The sequence below is a fragment of the Pseudomonas benzenivorans genome (assembly GCF_024397895.1).
Taxonomy (GTDB): domain Bacteria; phylum Pseudomonadota; class Gammaproteobacteria; order Pseudomonadales; family Pseudomonadaceae; genus Aquipseudomonas; species Aquipseudomonas benzenivorans_A.
Map to the genome: position 1 here is coordinate 589,857 of NZ_CP073346.1, position 18,354 is coordinate 608,210.

At 65.3% G+C, this 18,354-nt stretch carries 21 protein-coding genes; 19 read left to right on the forward strand and 2 right to left on the reverse strand.

From position 1 onward, the window contains the following. Positions 1 to 75 precede the first annotated feature (75 nt). From KDW96_RS02570 to KDW96_RS02650, 17 genes are all read left to right on the forward strand, one after another. Positions 76 to 2,067 carry a conjugal transfer protein TraG gene (locus KDW96_RS02570; RefSeq protein WP_255838843.1) on the forward strand — a complete coding sequence of 664 codons (1,992 nt, stop codon included), beginning with the start codon at positions 76 to 78 and terminating at the stop codon, positions 2,065 to 2,067. Continuing rightward, complete coding sequence (locus tag KDW96_RS02575; protein ID WP_255838844.1) at positions 2,064 to 2,498, forward strand: CopG family transcriptional regulator; 435 nt, start codon at positions 2,064 to 2,066, stop codon at positions 2,496 to 2,498. Before KDW96_RS02570 ends, KDW96_RS02575 begins: the two co-directional genes overlap by 4 nt. After that, on the forward strand, positions 2,495 to 3,511 hold the full coding sequence (gene trbB, locus KDW96_RS02580) for a P-type conjugative transfer ATPase TrbB (RefSeq protein WP_255838846.1): 1,017 nt from the start codon (positions 2,495 to 2,497) through the stop codon (positions 3,509 to 3,511). The genes KDW96_RS02575 and trbB overlap by 4 nt, the downstream gene beginning before the upstream one ends. After that, entirely contained in the window at positions 3,508 to 3,849 is a 342-nt protein-coding gene (locus KDW96_RS02585; RefSeq protein WP_255838847.1) for a TrbC/VirB2 family type IV secretion system protein, read from the forward strand. The genes trbB and KDW96_RS02585 overlap by 4 nt, the downstream gene beginning before the upstream one ends. Beyond that, positions 3,846 to 4,118, forward strand: coding sequence for a VirB3 family type IV secretion system protein (locus KDW96_RS02590; RefSeq protein ID WP_255838849.1), 273 nt, complete (start codon positions 3,846 to 3,848; stop codon positions 4,116 to 4,118). Before KDW96_RS02585 ends, KDW96_RS02590 begins: the two co-directional genes overlap by 4 nt. An 11-nt stretch (positions 4,119 to 4,129) precedes the next feature. After that, the gene (gene trbE, locus KDW96_RS02595; protein ID WP_255838850.1) at positions 4,130 to 6,556 is read left to right on the forward strand and encodes a conjugal transfer protein TrbE; all 2,427 of its coding nucleotides are present in this window, start codon (positions 4,130 to 4,132) and stop codon (positions 6,554 to 6,556) included. A 32-nt stretch (positions 6,557 to 6,588) separates the two neighbouring features. Next, positions 6,589 to 7,290, forward strand: coding sequence for a P-type conjugative transfer protein TrbJ (gene trbJ / locus KDW96_RS02600; RefSeq protein WP_502221331.1), 702 nt, complete (start codon positions 6,589 to 6,591; stop codon positions 7,288 to 7,290). 13 nt (positions 7,291 to 7,303) lie between these two features. Then, a complete protein-coding gene (locus KDW96_RS02605) occupies positions 7,304 to 7,489 on the forward strand; it encodes a hypothetical protein (protein WP_255838853.1) in 186 nt (61 codons plus the stop codon). Next, the gene (trbL, locus tag KDW96_RS02610; protein ID WP_255838854.1) at positions 7,486 to 8,664 is read left to right on the forward strand and encodes a P-type conjugative transfer protein TrbL; all 1,179 of its coding nucleotides are present in this window, start codon (positions 7,486 to 7,488) and stop codon (positions 8,662 to 8,664) included. Before KDW96_RS02605 ends, trbL begins: the two co-directional genes overlap by 4 nt. Before the next feature lie 12 nt (positions 8,665 to 8,676). Beyond that, a complete protein-coding gene (gene trbF / locus KDW96_RS02615; protein ID WP_255838855.1) occupies positions 8,677 to 9,384 on the forward strand; it encodes a conjugal transfer protein TrbF in 708 nt (235 codons plus the stop codon). Further along, positions 9,381 to 10,373, forward strand: coding sequence for a P-type conjugative transfer protein TrbG (gene trbG, locus KDW96_RS02620; RefSeq protein WP_255838856.1), 993 nt, complete (start codon positions 9,381 to 9,383; stop codon positions 10,371 to 10,373). Before trbF ends, trbG begins: the two co-directional genes overlap by 4 nt. A gap of 2 nt (positions 10,374 to 10,375) precedes the next feature. Then, complete coding sequence (locus KDW96_RS02625; RefSeq protein ID WP_255838857.1) at positions 10,376 to 11,650, forward strand: TraB/TrbI/VirB10 family type IV secretion system protein; 1,275 nt, start codon at positions 10,376 to 10,378, stop codon at positions 11,648 to 11,650. Continuing rightward, positions 11,647 to 11,901, forward strand: a complete 255-nt coding sequence (locus KDW96_RS02630; protein ID WP_255838858.1) for a DUF2274 domain-containing protein — start codon at positions 11,647 to 11,649, stop codon at positions 11,899 to 11,901. The genes KDW96_RS02625 and KDW96_RS02630 overlap by 4 nt, the downstream gene beginning before the upstream one ends. 171 nt (positions 11,902 to 12,072) lie before the next feature. Next, positions 12,073 to 12,360, forward strand: a complete 288-nt coding sequence (locus tag KDW96_RS02635) for a helix-turn-helix domain-containing protein (RefSeq protein WP_255838859.1) — start codon at positions 12,073 to 12,075, stop codon at positions 12,358 to 12,360. Between the two features lie 15 nt (positions 12,361 to 12,375). Continuing rightward, positions 12,376 to 13,677: a HipA domain-containing protein gene (locus tag KDW96_RS02640; RefSeq protein ID WP_255838860.1), complete on the forward strand. Its 1,302-nt coding sequence runs from the start codon at positions 12,376 to 12,378 to the stop codon at positions 13,675 to 13,677. 96 nt (positions 13,678 to 13,773) lie between these two features. Next, complete coding sequence (locus tag KDW96_RS02645) at positions 13,774 to 14,133, forward strand: histone-like nucleoid-structuring protein, MvaT/MvaU family (protein ID WP_255838861.1); 360 nt, start codon at positions 13,774 to 13,776, stop codon at positions 14,131 to 14,133. Positions 14,134 to 14,287: 154 nt separating this feature from the next. Beyond that, positions 14,288 to 14,572, forward strand: a complete 285-nt coding sequence (locus KDW96_RS02650; RefSeq protein WP_255838862.1) for a pyocin activator PrtN family protein — start codon at positions 14,288 to 14,290, stop codon at positions 14,570 to 14,572. Here the strand turns inward: KDW96_RS02650 and KDW96_RS02655 are convergent. Next, positions 14,538 to 15,689 carry a site-specific integrase gene (locus KDW96_RS02655; RefSeq protein ID WP_255838863.1) on the reverse strand — a complete coding sequence of 384 codons (1,152 nt, stop codon included), beginning with the start codon at positions 15,687 to 15,689 and terminating at the stop codon, positions 14,538 to 14,540. The genes KDW96_RS02650 and KDW96_RS02655 overlap by 35 nt on opposite strands. A 117-nt stretch (positions 15,690 to 15,806) precedes the next feature. Here KDW96_RS02655 and dusA point away from each other — a divergent pair, with 117 nt between their 5' ends. Both dusA and tal read left to right on the forward strand, forming a co-directional pair. Beyond that, positions 15,807 to 16,817 (forward strand): tRNA dihydrouridine(20/20a) synthase DusA, encoded by a 1,011-nt coding sequence (gene dusA, locus KDW96_RS02660; RefSeq protein ID WP_255838864.1) that lies wholly within the window; start codon positions 15,807 to 15,809, stop codon positions 16,815 to 16,817. Positions 16,818 to 16,881: 64 nt separating this feature from the next. Continuing rightward, a complete protein-coding gene (gene tal / locus KDW96_RS02665) occupies positions 16,882 to 17,808 on the forward strand; it encodes a transaldolase (protein WP_255838865.1) in 927 nt (308 codons plus the stop codon). A gap of 59 nt (positions 17,809 to 17,867) precedes the next feature. Here the strand turns inward: tal and rssC are convergent, their stop codons facing one another. Further along, complete coding sequence (gene rssC, locus KDW96_RS02670; protein ID WP_255840613.1) at positions 17,868 to 18,350, reverse strand: anti-sigma factor antagonist RssC; 483 nt, start codon at positions 18,348 to 18,350, stop codon at positions 17,868 to 17,870. Positions 18,351 to 18,354 lie beyond the last annotated feature (4 nt).

The following is an 18,354-nucleotide window of genomic DNA, read 5'->3' on the forward strand; positions in this document are numbered from 1 at the left end:
CCCCGCCAATGCCGAACCTCTCGCCCGCGGCACCTGTGCGTGCCGCGCGATTCGCCAGGGAGGCTGGGCTCAGGGATGCAAGCGACGACGGTGCTGTACGGCCAGGTGCTGGCGGTGTTGGCCATCACCCTGTCTGGGGTATGGGCTGCCACCCAGTGGACGGCTGCCGCGCTCGGCTACCAGGCACGCCTGGGCGCGCCCTGGTTCGAGTTGCTGGGCACGCCGATCTATCACCCCTGGCGCCTGTTCGAGTGGTGGTTCGTCTTCGATGCCTATGCACCGGAGGTCTTCAACGTCGGTGGCAGTATCGCCGCGTGCAGCAGCCTGCTGGCGCTGGTGGTGGCGATCAGCATGGCGATCTGGCGCGCCCGCCAGGCTCGGCGGGTCACCACCTATGGCTCGGCGCGCTGGGCCGAGGCGGAAGAGGTTCGCCAGGCCGGGCTGACTCGACCGGCCGGCGTGTTCCTCGGCCTGTTTCAGGAGCAGTACCTGCGCCATGAAGGCCCCGAGCATGTGCTGGCCTTCGCACCGACGCGCTCGGGCAAGGGCGTCGGCCTGGTGGTGCCCACCCTGCTCGCCTGGCCGGCCTCGGCGGTGATCCACGACATCAAGGGCGAGAACTGGAGCCTGACCGCAGGCTGGCGCTCGCGCTTTTCCCACTGCCTGCTGTTCAATCCCACCGACCGGGCCTCGGCCGCCTACAACCCGCTGCTTGAAGTCCGTCGCGGCACCCACGAGGTGCGCGATGTGCAGAACATTGCCGACATCCTGGTCGACCCGGAAGGTGCACTGGAGCGGCGCAACCACTGGGAGAAGACCAGCCATGCACTGCTGGTCGGCGCCATCCTGCACGTGCTCTATGCCGGCCAGGACAAGACGCTGCGCGGCGTCGCCAACTTCCTCTCGGATCCAGCCTGTACCTTCGAGCTGACGCTGCAGCGGATGATGACCACGCCACACCTGGACGAGGCACCCCACCCGGTGGTCGCCTCGGCCGCGCGGGAGGTGCTGAACAAGAGCGAGAACGAGCGCTCCGGCGTGCTGTCCACGGCCATGTCGTTTCTCGGCCTGTACCGCGACCCGACGGTGGCCGAGGTCACCTCGCGTTGCGACTGGCGCATCGCCGACCTCATCGCGGCCGAGCATCCGGTGTCGTTGTACCTGGTGGTGCCGCCCTCGGATATCAGCCGCACCAAGCCGCTGATCCGCCTGATCCTCAACCAGATCGGCCGGCGCCTGACCGAGTCCCTCGAAGGCGCCGACGGTATCGCGCGCAAGCACAAGCTGCTCTTGATGCTCGATGAGTTTCCGGCGCTGGGACGGCTGGACTTCTTCGAGTCGGCCCTGGCTTTTATGGCCGGCTATGGCCTGCGCGCCTTTCTGATCTCGCAGTCGCTCAACCAGATCGACAAGGCCTACGGCCAGAACCACTCGATCCTCGACAACTGCCATGTGCGGGTGACCTTCGCCACCAACGACGAACGCACCGCCAAGCGCATCTCCGAGACCCTGGGCACCGCCACCGAGCTGCGCGCGCAGCGCAACTATGCCGGTCACCGCCTGGCGCCCTGGCTGGGCCACCTGATGGTCTCGCGCCAGGAAACCGCGCGTCCGCTGCTGACCCCGGGCGAGGTGATGCAACTGCCCAGCGACGAGGCCGTGGTGATGCTCTCCGGCCACGCGCCGATCCGGGCGAAAAAGCTGCGCTACTTCAGTGACGGCAACTTCCAGCGTCGGGTATTGCCGGCGCCGCGACTGCAACCGGGGCGCTACGCCGATGCGCCGGCGCCGCGGGCGGACGATTGGAGCAGCCTGGCCGTGCCTGCGCTCGTGGACGCTTCACCGGTCAGCCAGGGCGACGACGAGACCGTCGAGGACGGGAGACCTCGCCGTCAGCCCGAACTGGCCGAGCTCGCCCAGCTGCCTGAGCCCGACGACCTGGCCAGCGACCTGCTGCTGCTCGACGAGGACGACGTCCCCGCTCCCTTCCCTACCCAGCCGGATCCGCGCCTGCAGCGCGTGGCGCGGCTGGCCGCCCTCGACCCCGACGATGGAATAGCCCTATGAGCCGAGCCCGCCTGAACCTGTTTATCCAACCCGAGCACGCCAAGCGCCTGAGCGAACTGGCGATCAGCAAGGGCGTGTCGAAGTCCTCGATCATCGCCGCGGCGCTGGCTTCCTGGCTGTCGCCTGAGTCGGGCGAGCAACGGGAGGTAGCTCTGGCCAAGCGCCTGGACCGACTGTCGCGCCAGTTCGAGCGGCTGGAGCGCGACCAGCACATCCTGATCGAGACCGTGGCGCTCTACGTGCGCTACTACCTCACGGTCAGCACGCCGGTGCCAGAGGCCCATCAGGAGGCGGCGCGGGCCCAGGGCAAGCTGCGCTTCACCCAGTTCGTCGAGCAACTCGGCCGTCACCTGCAGCGCGGGCGCAGCCTGGTCAGGGAGGTGCACGAGGAGGGTCAGCCGGCGCCTCAGGCCACGGGAGAGCGCTCATGAGCGCTGCTTACTCCCCAGTGCTGACCGCGGCGGCGGCCTCCCTGGACCGCCGCACCCGCATGCTGCGCACGGCCATGGGCCCGTTGATTGCCGCGGCCCTGGATGATCCGGACGTGGTCGAGGTCATGCTCAACCCCGACGGCGCGCTCTGGATCGACCGCCTCTCGGGTGGCCGCTGCCGACTGGGCACCCTGTCCGCCGCCGACGGCGAGCGGATCATCCTCCTGGTGGCCGCCCACATCGGCGCGGAGGTGCACCGCGGGAGGCCGCTGCTCAGTGCCGAGCTGCCGGAGACCGGCGAGCGTTTCGAGGGCGTGCTGCCACCGGTGGCAGCCGGGCCGACCTTCGCCCTGCGCAAGCGCGCCGCCGGTGTCATCCCCCTGGCGCGTTACGTGGCCGACGGCATTCTTTCCTACGGACAAGCCGAGTACCTGCGCGACGCCGTGCGCAACCGCCTGAACATCCTGGTTGCCGGCGGTACCAGCAGCGGCAAGACCACCCTGGCCAATGCGCTGCTGGCCGAGGTGGCCGGCAGTGGCGACCGCGTGCTGGTGCTCGAGGACACTGTGGAGTTGCAGTGCCCGGCCCTCGACCACGTCGCCCTGCGCACCAAACCCGACGTGGTGTGCATGGCCGACCTGGTACGCACCACCCTGCGCCTGCGCCCCGACCGGGTGGTGGTCGGCGAGGTGCGCGGCGGCGAGGCACTCGATCTGGTCAAGGCCTGGGGCACCGGCCACCCGGGCGGCATCGCCACCATTCATGCCGGCTCCGCCCAGGGAGCCCTGCTGCGCCTGGAGCAACTGATCCTGGAGGTCGCCCTGGCCGCGCCACGGGCGCTGATCGCCGAGGCGGTCAACCTGGTGGTGTTCCTCGCCGGCCGCGGCCGTACCCGCCATGTCCAGCAGATCGCCCGGGTCGTCGGCCATGACGAACGCGGCTACCGCCTCCAGCCCATCGACACCCTCGATAGCAACCCTTCCCTGCCCACTGCCTCAGGAGACCAGCCATGAATCCCTTTCTCGTCCCCGTTGTGTTGCGCCGACGCACCACCCGCGCTCTGGTACTGGGTGCATTGCTATTCGGCGCCAGCTTGCCGGTCTTTGCGGCGGGCTCCGGCATGCCCTGGGAAGGGCCGCTGCAGTCGATCCTCGACTCGGTGCAGGGACCGGTGGCGCGCATCATCGCGGTGATCATCATCATTACCACCGGCCTGACCCTGGCCTTCGGCGACACCAGCGGCGGCTTCCGCAAGCTGATCCAGATCGTCTTCGGCCTGTCGATCGCCTTCGCCGCCTCGTCCTTCTTCCTCAGTTTCTTCAGCTTCGCCGGCGGGGCGTTGGTCGCATGAACGGCGAACGCGAACTCATCACCGGCTTCGAGGTACCGCTGCACCGCGCCCTGGCCGAACCGATCCTGCTCGGCGGCGCGCCACGCAACGTGGCCATCCTCAACGGCACCCTGGCGGCGGTGGTCGGCCTCGGCCTGCAGCTATGGATCCCGGGTCTGGTGCTTTGGTTGGTCGGTCACTCGCTGGCCGTCTGGGGCGCCCGCCTGGATCCGCAGTTCCTCCAGGTGTTCGCCCGCCACATCAAGCAGCCTTCGCTGCTGGACGTGTGAGGAGCGCCGCCATGCTGAACCTCAGCGAATACCAACGCCGTCCGGCCCAGCTCGCCGACTGGCTGCCCTGGGCCGGCCTGGTCGCCCCGGGTGTGGTGCTGAACAAGGACGGCGCCTTCCAGCGCACCCTGCGCTTTCGCGGGCCGGACCTCGACAGCGCCACCCAGGGCGAGCTGGTAGCCACTTCGGCGCGCCTGAACAACGCCTTGCGCCGCCTCGGCTTGGGCTGGGCGCTGTTCATCGAGGCCGAGCGTCTGGCGGCAGCCGACTACCCCGAAAGTGATTTTTCCGAGCCGCTGTCCTGGCTGGTGGAGCAGGAGCGACGCGCCGCTTTTGAGGCCCAGGGCAGCCACTTCGAGAGCGCCTACCACCTGACGCTGCTCTACCTGCCGCCGGAGGAGTCACGCGCCCGCGCCGCCGGCCTGCTCTATGAGCACCGGGAGCAACGTGGCGTCGACTGGCGCGAGCGGCTGGCCGCCTTCGTCGCCGAGAGCGAGCGTTTCTTCGACCTGTTGGAAGGAGTGATGCCGGAGCTTGCCTGGCTCGACGACAGCCAGACCCTGAGCTACCTGCACGCCACGGTATCGCCCCACCGCCAGCGGGTCGCCGTGCCGGAAGTGCCGTTTCACCTGGATGCCCTGCTGGCCGACAGCCCGCTGACCACCGGCCTCGCGCCGCGGCTGGGCGAGCAGCACCTGCGCGTGCTGTCGGTGCGCGGCTTTCCCACCTCGACCTGGCCGGGTGTGCTGGATGATCTGAACCGCCTGGGTTTCGCCTATCGCTGGTCGACCCGCTTCATCTGCCTGGACAAAGATGAAGCCGAGAAAGAGCTGGTGCGCCTGCGTCGGCAGTGGTTCGCCAAACGCAAGGGTGTGTTGGCGCTGCTGCGCGAGGCGATCTTCCAGCAGGAAAGCCCGCTGCTCGACAGCGACGCGGCGAACAAGGCCGGCGACGCCAATGCGGCGCTGCAGGAGCTGGGTGCCGACCAGGTCGCCTTCGGCTATGTGACGGCCACCGTGACGGTCCGCGACCGCGACGCCCGGGTCGCCGATGAGAAACTGCGCCTGGTCGAGCGGGTGATCCAGGGCCGCGGCTTTGTCACCATCGCCGAGAGCCTCAACGCGGTGGAGGCCTGGCTGTCGTCGATCCCCGGCAACGCCTACGCCAACGTCCGCCAGCCGCTGATCTCCACCCTCAACCTGGCCCACCTGATGCCGCTCTCGGCGGTGTGGGCCGGCCCTGTGCGCAACGAGCACCTGGACGGCCCGCCGCTGGTGATCACCCGCACCGACGGCGCCACGCCCTTCCGCCTGGTCACCCACGTCGGCGATGTCGGCCACACCCTGGTGGCCGGCCCCACCGGCATGGGCAAGTCGGTGCTGCTGGCGACCCTTGCTATGCAATTTCGTCGCTACCCGGGTTCGCGTCTGTTCCTCTTCGACATGGGCCGCTCGCTGCGGGCGGCGGTGCTGGGCCTGGGCGGCGAGCACTACGACCTGGGCGGCGATGGCGACCTGGCCTTCCAGCCGCTGGCGCGCATCGATCAGCCCAGCTACCGCGCCTGGGCCGCCGAGTGGCTGGAGGCGCGCCTGCTGCAGGAAGGCGTGGCGGTCGGCCCGGAGCGGAAGGCCGCGCTGTGGTCCGCCCTGGACAGCCTGGCCGGCGCCCCTGTGGCGCAGCGCACGCTGACCGGCCTGTCAGTGCTGCTGCAGGACAACGCCCTGCGTCAGGCCCTGCAGCCCTATGTGCTGGGCGGTGCCCATGGCCGGCTGCTGGATGCCGACCAGGATCGCCTGGGCACGGCCGAGGTGCAGTGCTTCGAGATGGAAGAGCTGATGCACAGCAAGGCGGCGGTGGCGGCCGTGCTGGGCTACCTGTTCGCCCGTTTCGAGGAGCGCTTCGACGGCGCGCCGACCCTGCTGATCCTCGACGAGGCCTGGCTGTTTCTCGACGACCCGCTGTTCGCCGCGCGCATCCGCCAGTGGCTCAAGACCCTGCGCAAGAAGAATGTCTCGGTGCTATTCGCCACCCAGTCGCTGGCCGACATCCAGGACTCCTGCATCGCCGCGGCGATCGTCGAGAGCTGCGCCAGTCGCATCTTCCTGCCCAACCCCCAGGCCGGCGAACCGCAGATCCGCGGCATCTACCAGGGCTTCGGCCTCAACGACCGGCAGCTCGAGATCATCGCCCAGGCCACGCCCAAGCGCGATTACTACTACCAGTCGCGCCAGGGCAACCGCCTGTTCGACCTCGACCTGGGCCCGGTTGCGCTGGCCTTCGCCGCCTCCGCCAGCCCGGCCGAGCAGCGTGAAATCGACCGAATCCTCCGGGACTCCGGCACCGCGGATTTCGCCCCTGCCTGGCTGCGCCACCGCGGCCTGGACTGGGCCGCCGACCTGCTCGCCTCTTATTCCCTGCCACGCAAGGAGTGCCTGTGATGAAACCCCTTACCCGTCTTGCGCCTGTCGTCATGTTGCTGACCCTGGGCCTGCTGGCATTGCAGCCGGCCAACGCCGTGACCGTGATCGACCCGACCAACCTGGTGCAGAACATCCTGACCGCCGTGCGCACCATGGAGATGATCAACAACCAGGTCAGCCAGCTGCAGAACGAAACCCAGATGCTGCTGAACCAGGCCCGTAACCTGGCGAAGCTGGACTACAACGCGGTCAACCGCCTGCGGGTGACCCTGGCCAGCACCGAGCGGCTGCTCGCCGAGGCCCAGGGACTGGCCTTTGATGTGCAGCGCCTGGACCGGGAGTTCGCCCGCCTGTATCCGGCCGAGTATGCCAGCGGCATCAGCGGCCAGCGCCTGGCCCAGGAGGCGCGCGAGCGCTGGAGGAGCGGGCTCGACGGCCTGCACACCGCCCTGCGCGTGCAGGCCCAGGTGGCGCAGAACCTGGCCCTGGACGAGAGCGTGTTGAGCGAACTGGTGCAGCTGAGCCAGGCCGCCGGCGGTGCGCTGCAGGCCACCCAGGCCACCAACCAACTGCTGGCCCTGCAGGCCAAGCAATCGATCCAGGCCCAGCAGCTGCAGATCACCCAGAACCGCGCCATCGCCCTGGAGCTGGCGCGCCAGGCCGCCGCGGCCGAGGAAGCGCGCGAACTGCGCCGGCGTTTCATGGGCAGCGGCACGCCCTATACACCCTACCCCGTGCAGTTCTATCGGTAGGGAGGCTGGCTCCATGAGATTCCTGACACTGCTGCCGCTGCTGATGCTGGCCGCCTGCGGCCAGGCCGACGATGGCGTCGTGGCGCGGCAAGACGATTCGGTAGAGCGCTTCTACTCCGGCTGCGCGCGACCGGGCGAGTTCCGAAGCGCCGCGGAGTTGCCGGCGATCCCGCCGAGCTTCGACGAGGACGTGCGATGAACGACGTCAGCGTGATCGACCGTTTCCTCGAGGTGTTCGGCCTGTATATCGATACCGGCTTCGGCCTGCTCGGCGGCGAGGTGGCCTTTCTCACCCTGACCCTGGTGGCCATCGACATGACCCTGGCCGGGCTGTTCTGGGCCATGGGCGGCGAGGACGTCAGCGCCAAGCTGATCCGCAAGATTCTCTACGTCGGCGCCTTCGCCTTCATCATCGGCAACTTCAACGCGCTGGCGAAAATCCTCTTCAACTCCTTCGCCGGACTGGGCCTGCTGGCCTCGGGTTCCGCACTGAATCAGGCCGAGCTCCTGCAGCCGGGGAACCTGGCCGCCATAGGTGTCGAGGCGGGGCGCCCATTGCTCGATCAGATCAGCCGCCTCAGTGACTTCCCCAAGGTCTTCGGCAACCTGCACAGCATTCTGGTGCTGTTTCTGGCCTGGTTGGTGGTGATCGTCAGCTTCTTCTTCCTGGCCATCCAGCTGTTCGTCACCCTGATCGAGTTCAAGCTGACCACTTTGGCCGGCTTCGTCCTGGTGCCCTTCGCGCTGTGGAACAAGACCGCCTTCCTCGCCGAGAAGGTGCTGGGCAACGTGGTCGCGTCCGGCATCAAGGTGCTGGTGCTGGCGGTGATCGTCGGCATCGGCAGCAGGCTGTTCGCCGAGTTCCAGGCCGTGCCGGACGAGCCCACCATCGACCACGCCATGGTGGTCATGCTCGCCGCCCTGGCGCTGCTCGGTCTGGGCATCTTCGGCCCTGGCATCGCCACCGGCCTGGTTTCCGGCGCCCCCCAACTGGGGGCCGGCGCCGCGGCCGGTACCGCCCTGGGCGCCGCGGGCATGGCCGCCGGTGCAGCCGCCGTGGCCACTGGTGTCGGCGGCGCCGTGCTGGCCGGCGCGCGCATGGCGCCTGGCGCGGCACGCCTGGCCATGGGCGGAGCCCGGTCCTTGGCCACCGGAATGGCGCCGGGCCCCGCGACGACTGGGCCAGCGGCGGACAACACGCCGCCAATTGCCGGCTCATCCACGCGGCCAACCAAGCAACCCGACTGGGCCAGGCGCCTGCAACGCAGGCAGCAGCTCACCCAGGCCGCGACCACCGTCGCCCACACGCTGCGCGGCGGCGATGGCGGTGGCTCATCCCCCGGGCCGCAGGTGCGCGACCCCTCGAATACGTGAAGGAGAACGACGATGCGCTTCAAACGCCCTCGGGTGCGCTACGGCGACAGCCCGCAACCGGCCACGCCCTACCAGGCCGCAGCCCAGGTCTGGGATCGGCGCCTGGGCAACAGCCTGGCGCAGGCCCGCAACTGGCGACTGATGGCCTTCGGCTGCCTGAGCCTGGCCCTGCTGATGGCCGGCGGGCTGCTCTGGCGCTCGGTCCAGTCGACGGTGACGCCCTATGTGGTGGAGGTCGACCGTGCCGGCCAGGTCCGCGCCGTCGGCGAGGCCGCCAGTCCCTACCAGCCCGAGGATGCGCAGATCGCCCATCACCTGGCGCGTTTCATCGAGTTGGTGCGGGGGCTGTCCATCGACCCGGTGGTGGTAAGGCAGAACTGGCTCGAGGCCTACCACTCCACCACCGACCGCGGCGCCGCCACGCTCAACGACTACGCCCGCGCCAACGACCCGTTCAGTCGGGTCGGCAAGGAGTCGGTAACGGTGGAGGTGACCAGCGTGGTGCGGGCCAGCGACAGCTCGTTCCAGGTGCGCTGGATCGAACGCCGTTTCGTCAACGGCGCAGCCGCCGGGGTCGAGCGCTGGACCGCGGTGATCTCGCTGGTACTGCAGCCGCCGCACACGGAGGAGAAGCTGCGGCGCAACCCCCTGGGCATCTACGTCAACGGACTGTCCTGGAGCCGCGAACTGGACACTACGCAAGGAGCCAATAAGCGATGAAAACCGCCCTGAACCTCTGCATTTGCCCATTGCTGCTGAGCCTGCTGAGCCTGCTGGCCGGCTGCGCCAGCCACGAGCCGCCGGTGATCGCCCTGGACGAACCGGTGCAGGCGCAGCGCCTGCCGGAGCCACCCAAGCCCATCGAAGTGGTGGCGGTGCCGCAGCCGCTGGCCTTGCCGGCGCAGCTCAAGCCACTGACCGCCAAGACGAGCAAGCCGGCCAGGGAACCGGCCGATGAGCGCGTGCGGGTCTCACGGGCCAACCGCGATGCCCGGGTCCCACCGAGCCGAGAGGGCTATATCAACGCCATTCAGGTCTGGCCCTACTCGGACGGTGCGCTGTACCAGGTGTACGCCAGCCCCGGTCGGGTCACGGCGATCAACCTGCAGCCCGGTGAGGAACTGGTCACCGTAGCCGCCGGCGATACGGTGCGCTGGATCGTCGGCGACACCACCAGTGGTAGCGACGAAGATCTGCGGGTCAGCGTGCTGATCAAACCGACCCGAACCGATCTCAAGACCAATCTGGTCATCACCACCACGCGCCGCACCTACCTGATCGAGCTGAGCTCCACCGAGCACGCCTGGATGGCCTCGGTGTCCTGGGACTACCCCAAGGACCGCCTGCTCGCGCTGCAGCGTCGCGCCAGTGCCGCCCAGGTGGCGGCGCCGGTGGACGCCGGCCTGGCGCTGGAGCAGCTGCGCTTTCGCTATGCGATCAGCGGCAGCAACCCGCCGTGGAAGCCGCTGCGCGCCTTCGACGACGGGCGCAAGGTGTATATCCAGTTCCCCGCCGGCATCGCCCAGGGCGAGCTGCCGCCGCTGTTCGTGATCGGCCCGGAAGGTGACGGGCAACTGGTGAACTACCGCTTCCGCTCGCCCTACTACATCGTCGACCGCCTGTTCGGCGCGGCCGAGCTGCGCCTGGGCGCCGACCAGGGCGATGTGGTGCGGATCGAGCGCACCGATGGCGTGGCACGGAGGCCCTGAGCATGAATGCCAAGGACGACAGCCAAACCGCGGCGCCTTCGCCGCAGCCCAAGGAGGCACCGGAAACCCTGGAGCTGCGGGCGCAACCGCGCCCGGTCACCCGCCTCAATCCGCGCATGCTGGCGGTACTGGTCGGAGGGCTGGCGAGTGCGGTGCTTGGCGCCATGCTGTGGTCGCTACAGCCCCAGCCGCGACGCCAGGGCGCGGAGCAGACCGAGCTGTACAACGTCGAGCGCATCGCCCGCTCCGAGGGCCTGGAGCAGTTGCCCGCCGACTACTCACAACTGCCTCCCCCCGCCTCACCCGAGGTGCCGCAACTGGGCCCACCGCTGCCCGGCGACCTGGGTGGCGCCATTCTCAGGGCCGAGCAGCAGGCGCAGGGCTATGGCTACGGCAAAGCCGGTCCCGACCCGGCCGAGGCCGAACGCCTGGCCAGGCTCAAGGAAGCCGAGGAAGCAGCGCTGTCTTCGGTGTTTTTCCAGACCGGCAGCGCGAGGAAATCGAACGTCGCACCCACTGGGGGCGCCCAACTCGATCCCGCGATCCTGGGCGCAGCGTCGTCAGCCACGGTAGCCGGAGTATCTGGAACACCAGCCCAGCAGGAGCAGAACGAGGCGTTTCTCAGTAAATCCGTACATGCACAAATCCGTAATTCCGGATTGCTGCAGATGCCCGACTCGCCCTACCAGGTGATGGCCGGCACCGTCATCGCGGCGGCGCTGGTCACCGGGATCAAGTCGGCCCTGCCGGGTGATGTGATCGCCACCGTGACCGAGCCGGTCTACGACAGCGCCACCGGCCAGCATGTGCTGATCCCCCAGGGCTCGCGCCTGCTCGGCCGCTACAACAGCCAGGTGAGCTACGGGCAGAGTCGCGTGCAGGTGGTATGGCAGCGGGTGATCCTGCCGGACACTTCGTCCTTCCAGCTCGACAATCTGGTCGGCAGCGACGCCGCCGGCTATGCCGGCCTGGAGGATGGCGTCGACTGGCACTGGGACCGGATCGTCGCCGGCGCAGCCATGACCAGCCTACTGGGCATTGGTGCCGAGTTAGCGGCGCCTGAAAGCCGTACCGACGGCGACCGCATCATCATCGCCGGGCGCGACAGCCTGCAGGACACGGTGAACCAGATCGGCCAGGAGGTCACCCGCCGCAATCTCGATATCCAACCCACGCTGACCCAGCGCCCCGGTTTGCCCCTACGGGTGATCGTCAACCGCGACCTGGCCCTGCGCCCCTACCAGTCCTTCTCCACTCAACAGAGGAACCCGCAATGAGCACGCCCAAGCTGCGCCTCGGCCCGCTGCCGAAAACCGAGAGCCTGAAGCTGACCTTCGCCTGCCCCGCCAGCCTGAAAACCAACCTCGAGCGCTACGCGGCGCTGCACTCGCAAGCCTATGGCGAAGAGGTCGATGCCCTGACGCTCATCCCGCACATGCTGGAGGCGTTCATGGCGAGGGATCGGGTGTTCAAGAGAGGCAACAAGACTGCTTTACCTGCTGCACCATGCGCCAGCGGTCCGTGCTAACCGCCGGCAAGTGGATTTTCATGCGCCACGACAGGGCCGATAAAATTCCTCAAGATCGTGCGGTTTTCTGTGCTATTGCTAATCCATCAACGTTAATCCTCACGAACATGCGGATTTATGACTAGAATAAGCTCCTAACAGCATAATCCGCACAATCATGAGGATTTTGGCATGCAGTTTCAGATCGACACTCCGGAAAAGATCGGCATGGTGATTCGCGCAAGCCGCAAGGCCATGGACATGCGCCAGGACGATGCCGCGGGCAGCATCGGTGTGTCCGAAAACTTCCTCGGCAAAGTGGAGCGTGGCGGCGAGTCGGTTCATTGGGGAAAGCTTTTCCAAGTCATGCGAGAACTGGGACTGCACGTCTACGTTGATGTCCCGGATGAAATCGCGGAACAGGCTCGACAGAACCTGGAGAGGCTGATCGAGAAAACCGAACAACAGCCAACAGCTTAGAGATAGAAGACCGCAATGGACCGCCAGTTAAACGCCTGGATCAACCACACACAAATCGGCACGTTGTCCGAACAAAACGGCCTTTGGCGCTTCGCCTACACGGAAGAATGGCTTCGCCGTCCGGACGCCTACGCTCTCTGCCCCAGCCTGCCACTGCAGGATGCCCCGCACGTGGATGGTGCGTCGGTGCGGCCGGTCCAGTGGTACTTCGATAACCTGCTCCCCGAGGAGGGTCAGCGACAGCTGATCGCCCGGGCCGCGCGTACATCCGAGGCCGATGCCTTCGGCTTGCTGACCCATTTCGGGGCTGAATCGGCAGGCTCTATCACCCTCCTTCTTCCAGGCCAGCAGCCTACAACGGGCAAACTTCGCGCACTGCCTGATGAAGTACTGTCACAGCGTATTCGCGATATGCCCCGGGTCCCTCTGGCCGAGCAAGCCGCCAAACGCATGTCGCTGGCAGGCGCTCAGCACAAGATGGCCATCATCTTCGATGGGGAGCAACTGCTAGAACCCACCGGCAACATGCCGTCGACCCATATCCTCAAGCCCGACCACCCGGATATGAGCTACGCCCACTCGGTGATAAATGAGTGGTTTGTCATGAGCTTGGCAAAGCGTATGGGCCTCCGAGTACCAGAGGTCACTCGCAAGTATGTGCCGCAACCGGTCTACCTCATCTCACGTTTTGATCGCCGGAAAATGCCAGATGGCTGGGAGCGGCTGCACTGCATTGATGCCTGCCAATTGCTTGGACTCGACCGGGCCTACAAATACGACCAGGGCAGCGTGAAACGCCTTCTGGATATCAGCAAGATGTGCAGCATCCCGGCCAAAGTGCGCCTCGAGCTATTTCGCTGGCTGGTGTTCAACGTTCTGGTGGGCAACGGCGACGCCCATCTGAAAAACCTCAGCTTCCTAGTAACAGCCAAGGGGTTAATTCTTTCCCCCTTCTATGACTTGCTGAGCACCGCGGTGTATACGACTCGCGCATTTGATCAGGACGGCTGGCCAGAGCAGGTCAAAATGGCTTGGCCAGTAGGCGAAGAAGACCGGATTACACAGCTCAACCGCACGGCCCTAATTTCCGCTGGCGAAGACATGGGTTTAAAAGCCAGCGTGGCGCTGGCCTCAATCGACAAGATGGCATCGGGGATCCAGGCGACGGCAAATCAGTTGCTTGAGCAGGTCATCCTGGAGAACCAGACGCTGGCCCAGGATCAACCGGAACTCCAGGCAACTCTTGGAGGAGAAACACGCTGCCTTCGGACAATCATTAACATCGTGATTAACGAAATGAGTAAACAGCTTTCATAAGCTTTAGTGCATCGTCTCTCAAGTGGTATTATTTTCACGATTCGAGCCGGGCTACATCCAAGATTCGAAGCCATCCTAGAAAAGGAAACACATCACATGTCAAAACTCGCTGAATTTCGGGCCCTTGAACAGCAACTGGCCACTCAACTGGCAGAACTGGAAGCACTCAAGAAAGACGATGGCCTGAAAAAGGAAATGGAGTTCGAGGAAAAACTTCGCGCCTTGATGTCGAAGTACGACAAGAGCCTGCGCGATATCATTGCCATCCTTGATCCACAAACCAAAGCTGCCAAAATCGCAAAGCAGGATGTCGGGCCGCGCCGTCCTCGCCAACTGAAGCGCTACAAGAACCCCAAGAGCGGCGAGGTTGTTGAGACCAAGGGCGGCAACCACAAGATCCTGAAAGCCTGGAAAGAAGAGTTCGGCGCTAACGTGGTTGAGGGCTGGCTGCAGTAACGATCGACAGAGCGGGAGGCGCCGTATCACTAACGGCGCCAGCGACCGCCAAGAATACTGCTCTGCAACTCGCCACCTTACGACACAGCTGGTTTGCCTCTAGAAACGTTGCCCCTAGGCTGGACCCACTGGAGTTGTGCGGTGGCACGGAGCGATGAAAACACTGTTTTTGCTAATGACGCAGTACGAAGGGCGGGCAATAATTCCGCTCGATCGAGTTTGTCAGGACTATTTTTCACACCTCAGCACCGAGATGTTCCAGCGCAAAGCCCTGAGTGGCGCACTGCCCATCCCTATTGTGCGCATGGAGCCAAGCCAAAAGTCTGCCAAGGGCGTGCATCTTGAGGATCTAGCCACTTACCTCGACGCCCAACGTCAACAGGCGATCAGGGAACGGGATCAACTCACCGGCGACCGCCGCGTCGGGAGAGCCCGTTGAGTGTACGGTCTCCGAGTTTTACGCTTGATGCCAGTACCTTCGGCAACCAACTCCATCCGTTATAGGGATCACCACGCCCATTCAGGTGGGTGTAGCGTCGCAACGAATTCCAATCCCTATGACCAGAAACACTTGCCACTCGAGGGATATCCCACCCCATTTGAAATAAACGACTGACGCCGTCGTGGCGAAGGTCGTGAAAGTGCAGATCTTTAATCCCAGCACGTTCGCAAGCGCGACTCCAGGCGGTGGACACTGATTCACTGTTGTAAGGGAAAATTTCGTCGCATAAACGCGGCATGCTATGCACGATTGCCCAGGCTTCGTCAGGCAGGTAACACCAGACGTTGTTTCCGATCTTGTCGCCTGGGTTCTTCATGTCCCGTACCATCACCGATTGCCGTGATCCATCAAGATCGCCCCAACGGATACGGCAGATCTCATCCTGCCGCCGTGTGGAGAAGATTGCGAAGCATGCCACTTTCAACATATTGATAGACGTAGGTCGAGCATCCAGGACCCTCTCGAACTCCGCAAATATCAGATTCAGCTCACTAAGTGCCGGCCGGCGGTCGCGCTCACGACTCTTCAGCTTGTAGCCCAACTTGGTCAGCACTTTCCGTGCATCCGCCATCGCATGCCGGTCAATCTCGTACCCCCAAGCGGGACGAGCGATAGATAGCACAGCGCCGAGATGAGCAAGGTCATTGCCTGCGGTCTGCGGCTGCACGCCGCCGCCCTCCTCACTCATGCGCCATAGGGCATAGTCCACCAGCACCTGAGCGCTCACTCGGCGATCCTCGCATTCGCCCAGAAAAGTCTTGGCGATGGCCTCAAGAGTCGCCTTCTTGGTCTTGCCGATAGGCCTGGCTTTGCCATATTCCTCAAGGTACTTCTCGATCATAGAGGCCACAGTGGTGCCCGAGAAATTCGCCCGCTCGATAGCACCTGGCTCATCCAATTCGGTCTCGCGACGCTTGGCCCACGCTTGCGCGGCCTGCTTGCGAGCGAAAGTCTGGCTCTCTTGGTAGACTTGTATGCCGTTTTTCTTGATACGGATCTGCGCGGTATAGCGGAGCGAGCCGTCCGCGCTCTTTCGGGCTCGAATGGTTGCCACAGTGGTACGCCCTCCTGGCCGGTGGTACATACGAACTTCACGATGGTACATTTTACCACCGCCTCAAGAAAAACGCTCTGAAAGCCCCGTAAACCCGGCGGAAACGCGACAAGACAAATGCCTCTAGAATCAGCCTCAAAGCCAGAAACCACGCGCCCTCCCCTGTCTCGCCGCTTCTCCGTGGCGCCGATGATGGATTGGACCGATCGGCACTGCCGATTCTTCCTGCGCCAACTGTCCAGGCACACCCTGCTCTATACCGAGATGGTCACCACCGGTGCCCTGCTGCACGGCGATAGCGCGCGCTTTCTGCGCCATTGTGAAGCCGAGTACCCGCTGGCCCTGCAACTGGGTGGCAGCGTACCGGCGGAACTGGCCGCCTGCGCCGAACTGGCCGAAGCCGCCGGCTACGATGAGGTCAACCTGAACGTCGGCTGCCCCAGCGACCGGGTACAGAACAACATGATCGGTGCCTGCCTGATGGCCCATCCGGCACTGGTCGCCGATTGCGTCAAGGCCATGCGCGATGCGGTAAGCATTCCGGTGACGGTCAAGCACCGCATCGGCATCGACGGCCGCGACAGCTACGCCGAGCTGCGCGACTTCGTCGGCCAAGTATGCGAAGCCGGCTGCGAGAGCTTCACCGTGCACGCGCGCATCGCGATCCTCTCCGGCCTGTCGCCCAAGGAGAACCGTGAGATACCGCCGCTGCGCTATGACGTGGCGGCACAGATCAAGCGCGACTTCCCGGACCTGGAGATCATCCTCAACGGCGGCATCAAGACCCTGGATGAGTGCCGGAGCCACCTGCAGACCTTCGACGGCGTGATGCTCGGCCGCGAGGCTTACCACAACCCCTATCTGCTGGCTCAGGTGGACCGACAGCTGTTCGGCGCCGAGGCGCCGACACTGAGCCGCTTCGAGGCCATGCAATCGATGCGCGACTATATCGCCGCGCACCTGGCCGAAGGCGGCAGCATGCACCACATCACCCGCCACATGCTCGGCCTGGCCCAGGGCTTCAAGGGCGCGCGGCGCTTCCGCCAGCTGCTTTCGGTGGACATCCACAAGACCGCCGAACCCCTGGCGCTGTTCGACCAGGCCGCGCAATTGCTGCAAGGCCACTAGTCGCCGTTGAGCCGCCTCGGCGGCTCGGGTAAGGTCATGACATCCGCAACGACAAGGCTGTGTCATGACCTCCAAGCTGGATCAACTCAAGCAGTTCACCACCGTAGTCGCCGACACCGGTGACCTCGACGCCATCGCCCGGCTGAAACCGGTCGACGCCACCACCAACCCGTCCCTGCTGCTCAAGGCCGCCGCCATGCCGCGCTACGCCGAGCTGCTGCGCAGCGCCGTAGCCATCAGCGGTGGCGACCTCGGCCTGGCTTGCGATCGCTTTGCCGTGGCGGTCGGCCAGGAAATCCTCAAGGTGATTCCCGGGCGCATCTCCACCGAGGTGGATGCACGCCTGTCGTTCGACACCCAGGCCACCCTGCGCCGTGCCGAGCGCTTGATCGACCTGTACGAACAGGCCGGCATCGGCCGAGAGCGGGTGCTGATCAAGATCGCCTCAACCTGGGAGGGTATCCGCGCCGCCGAGCAGCTGGAAAAGGCCGGCATCCAATGCAACCTCACCCTGCTGTTCGCCTTCGCCCAGGCCCAGGCTTGCGCCGAAGCAGGGGTGTTCCTGATCTCGCCCTTCGTGGGACGCATCTACGACTGGTACAAGAAGGCCGAAGGCCGCGACTTCGTCGGTGCCGAAGACCCCGGCGTGCAATCGGTCACGCGCATCTACAACTACTACAAGGCCAACGGCTACTCGACCGTGGTGATGGGCGCCAGCTTCCGCAACCTCGGCCAGATCGAGCAGCTGGCCGGCTGTGATCGGCTGACCATCAGCCCCGAACTGTTGCAACAATTGGCCGACGATCCGCAGCCGCTGGAACGCAAACTGAGTAGTGGGAAACCGGCCGAGGCGCGCCAGTCGCTCGACGAAGGCCAGTTCCGCTGGGCGCTCAACGAGGACGCCATGGCCACGGAGAAACTCGCCGAAGGCATTCGCCTGTTCGCCCGTGACCAGGAAAAGCTGGAGGCACTGCTCGCCAGCCTGGCCTGAATGCACTGCGGGGCGCCGATTTGCATCAGGCGCCCCGCAGTGAATAGCCGTGGTTGGGCTCAGTGGTGTTCGAGGGCGCTGACCAGATCGTGGAAGGCTTCGCGGTTGGACTCGTTCAAGCCCATGAGAATACGGTGTGCCTCCAGCACCTTGGACCTGACCACCTCTTCGGATTGATCCTGAGACGGCAGATCGGCCAGGCACTCCGGGCAGGGGATCGGCTTGTTGACGATATTGAAGACCTGATCGAACCCCATCGACTGCAGCAGGCGAGTAATGTCCGCATGGGTGGTGACCACGGTAGGCAGCAGGCCGATCTTCTGCCGCGAGAGAATCGACAGCTTGGCCAGCAGGCCAAGCGTGGTGCTGTCGATGCTGCGGGTCTCGGTCAGATCGATGACGATGGCCGAGAAATTCAACGCGCTGAAGATTTTCTCGATGGTGGCGTCCAGCGCCGAACAGAGGGTCAGGCGCACCTCGCCGACAAACTTCAAGACGAAGGTGCCGTCTTGTTCAGCGAACTGGATTCGACCGGGGTTGATCCCA

Bases quoted from the DNA above. Each gene is read 5' to 3' on its own strand.
- KDW96_RS02570 (WP_255838843.1), top strand. From the start codon at position 76: ATGCAAGCGACGACGGTGCTGTACGGCCAGGTGCTGGCGGTGTTGGCC.
- KDW96_RS02575 (WP_255838844.1), top strand. From the start codon at position 2,064: ATGAGCCGAGCCCGCCTGAACCTGTTTATCCAACCCGAGCACGCCAAG.
- trbB (WP_255838846.1), top strand. From the start codon at position 2,495: ATGAGCGCTGCTTACTCCCCAGTGCTGACCGCGGCGGCGGCCTCCCTG.
- KDW96_RS02585 (WP_255838847.1), top strand. From the start codon at position 3,508: ATGAATCCCTTTCTCGTCCCCGTTGTGTTGCGCCGACGCACCACCCGC.
- KDW96_RS02590 (WP_255838849.1), top strand. From the start codon at position 3,846: ATGAACGGCGAACGCGAACTCATCACCGGCTTCGAGGTACCGCTGCAC.
- trbE (WP_255838850.1), top strand. From the start codon at position 4,130: ATGCTGAACCTCAGCGAATACCAACGCCGTCCGGCCCAGCTCGCCGAC.
- trbJ (WP_502221331.1), top strand. From the start codon at position 6,589: ATGTTGCTGACCCTGGGCCTGCTGGCATTGCAGCCGGCCAACGCCGTG.
- KDW96_RS02605 (WP_255838853.1), top strand. From the start codon at position 7,304: ATGAGATTCCTGACACTGCTGCCGCTGCTGATGCTGGCCGCCTGCGGC.
- trbL (WP_255838854.1), top strand. From the start codon at position 7,486: ATGAACGACGTCAGCGTGATCGACCGTTTCCTCGAGGTGTTCGGCCTG.
- trbF (WP_255838855.1), top strand. From the start codon at position 8,677: ATGCGCTTCAAACGCCCTCGGGTGCGCTACGGCGACAGCCCGCAACCG.
- trbG (WP_255838856.1), top strand. From the start codon at position 9,381: ATGAAAACCGCCCTGAACCTCTGCATTTGCCCATTGCTGCTGAGCCTG.
- KDW96_RS02625 (WP_255838857.1), top strand. From the start codon at position 10,376: ATGAATGCCAAGGACGACAGCCAAACCGCGGCGCCTTCGCCGCAGCCC.
- KDW96_RS02630 (WP_255838858.1), top strand. From the start codon at position 11,647: ATGAGCACGCCCAAGCTGCGCCTCGGCCCGCTGCCGAAAACCGAGAGC.
- KDW96_RS02635 (WP_255838859.1), top strand. From the start codon at position 12,073: ATGCAGTTTCAGATCGACACTCCGGAAAAGATCGGCATGGTGATTCGC.
- KDW96_RS02640 (WP_255838860.1), top strand. From the start codon at position 12,376: ATGGACCGCCAGTTAAACGCCTGGATCAACCACACACAAATCGGCACG.
- KDW96_RS02645 (WP_255838861.1), top strand. From the start codon at position 13,774: ATGTCAAAACTCGCTGAATTTCGGGCCCTTGAACAGCAACTGGCCACT.
- KDW96_RS02650 (WP_255838862.1), top strand. From the start codon at position 14,288: ATGAAAACACTGTTTTTGCTAATGACGCAGTACGAAGGGCGGGCAATA.
- dusA (WP_255838864.1), top strand. From the start codon at position 15,807: ATGCCTCTAGAATCAGCCTCAAAGCCAGAAACCACGCGCCCTCCCCTG.
- tal (WP_255838865.1), top strand. From the start codon at position 16,882: ATGACCTCCAAGCTGGATCAACTCAAGCAGTTCACCACCGTAGTCGCC.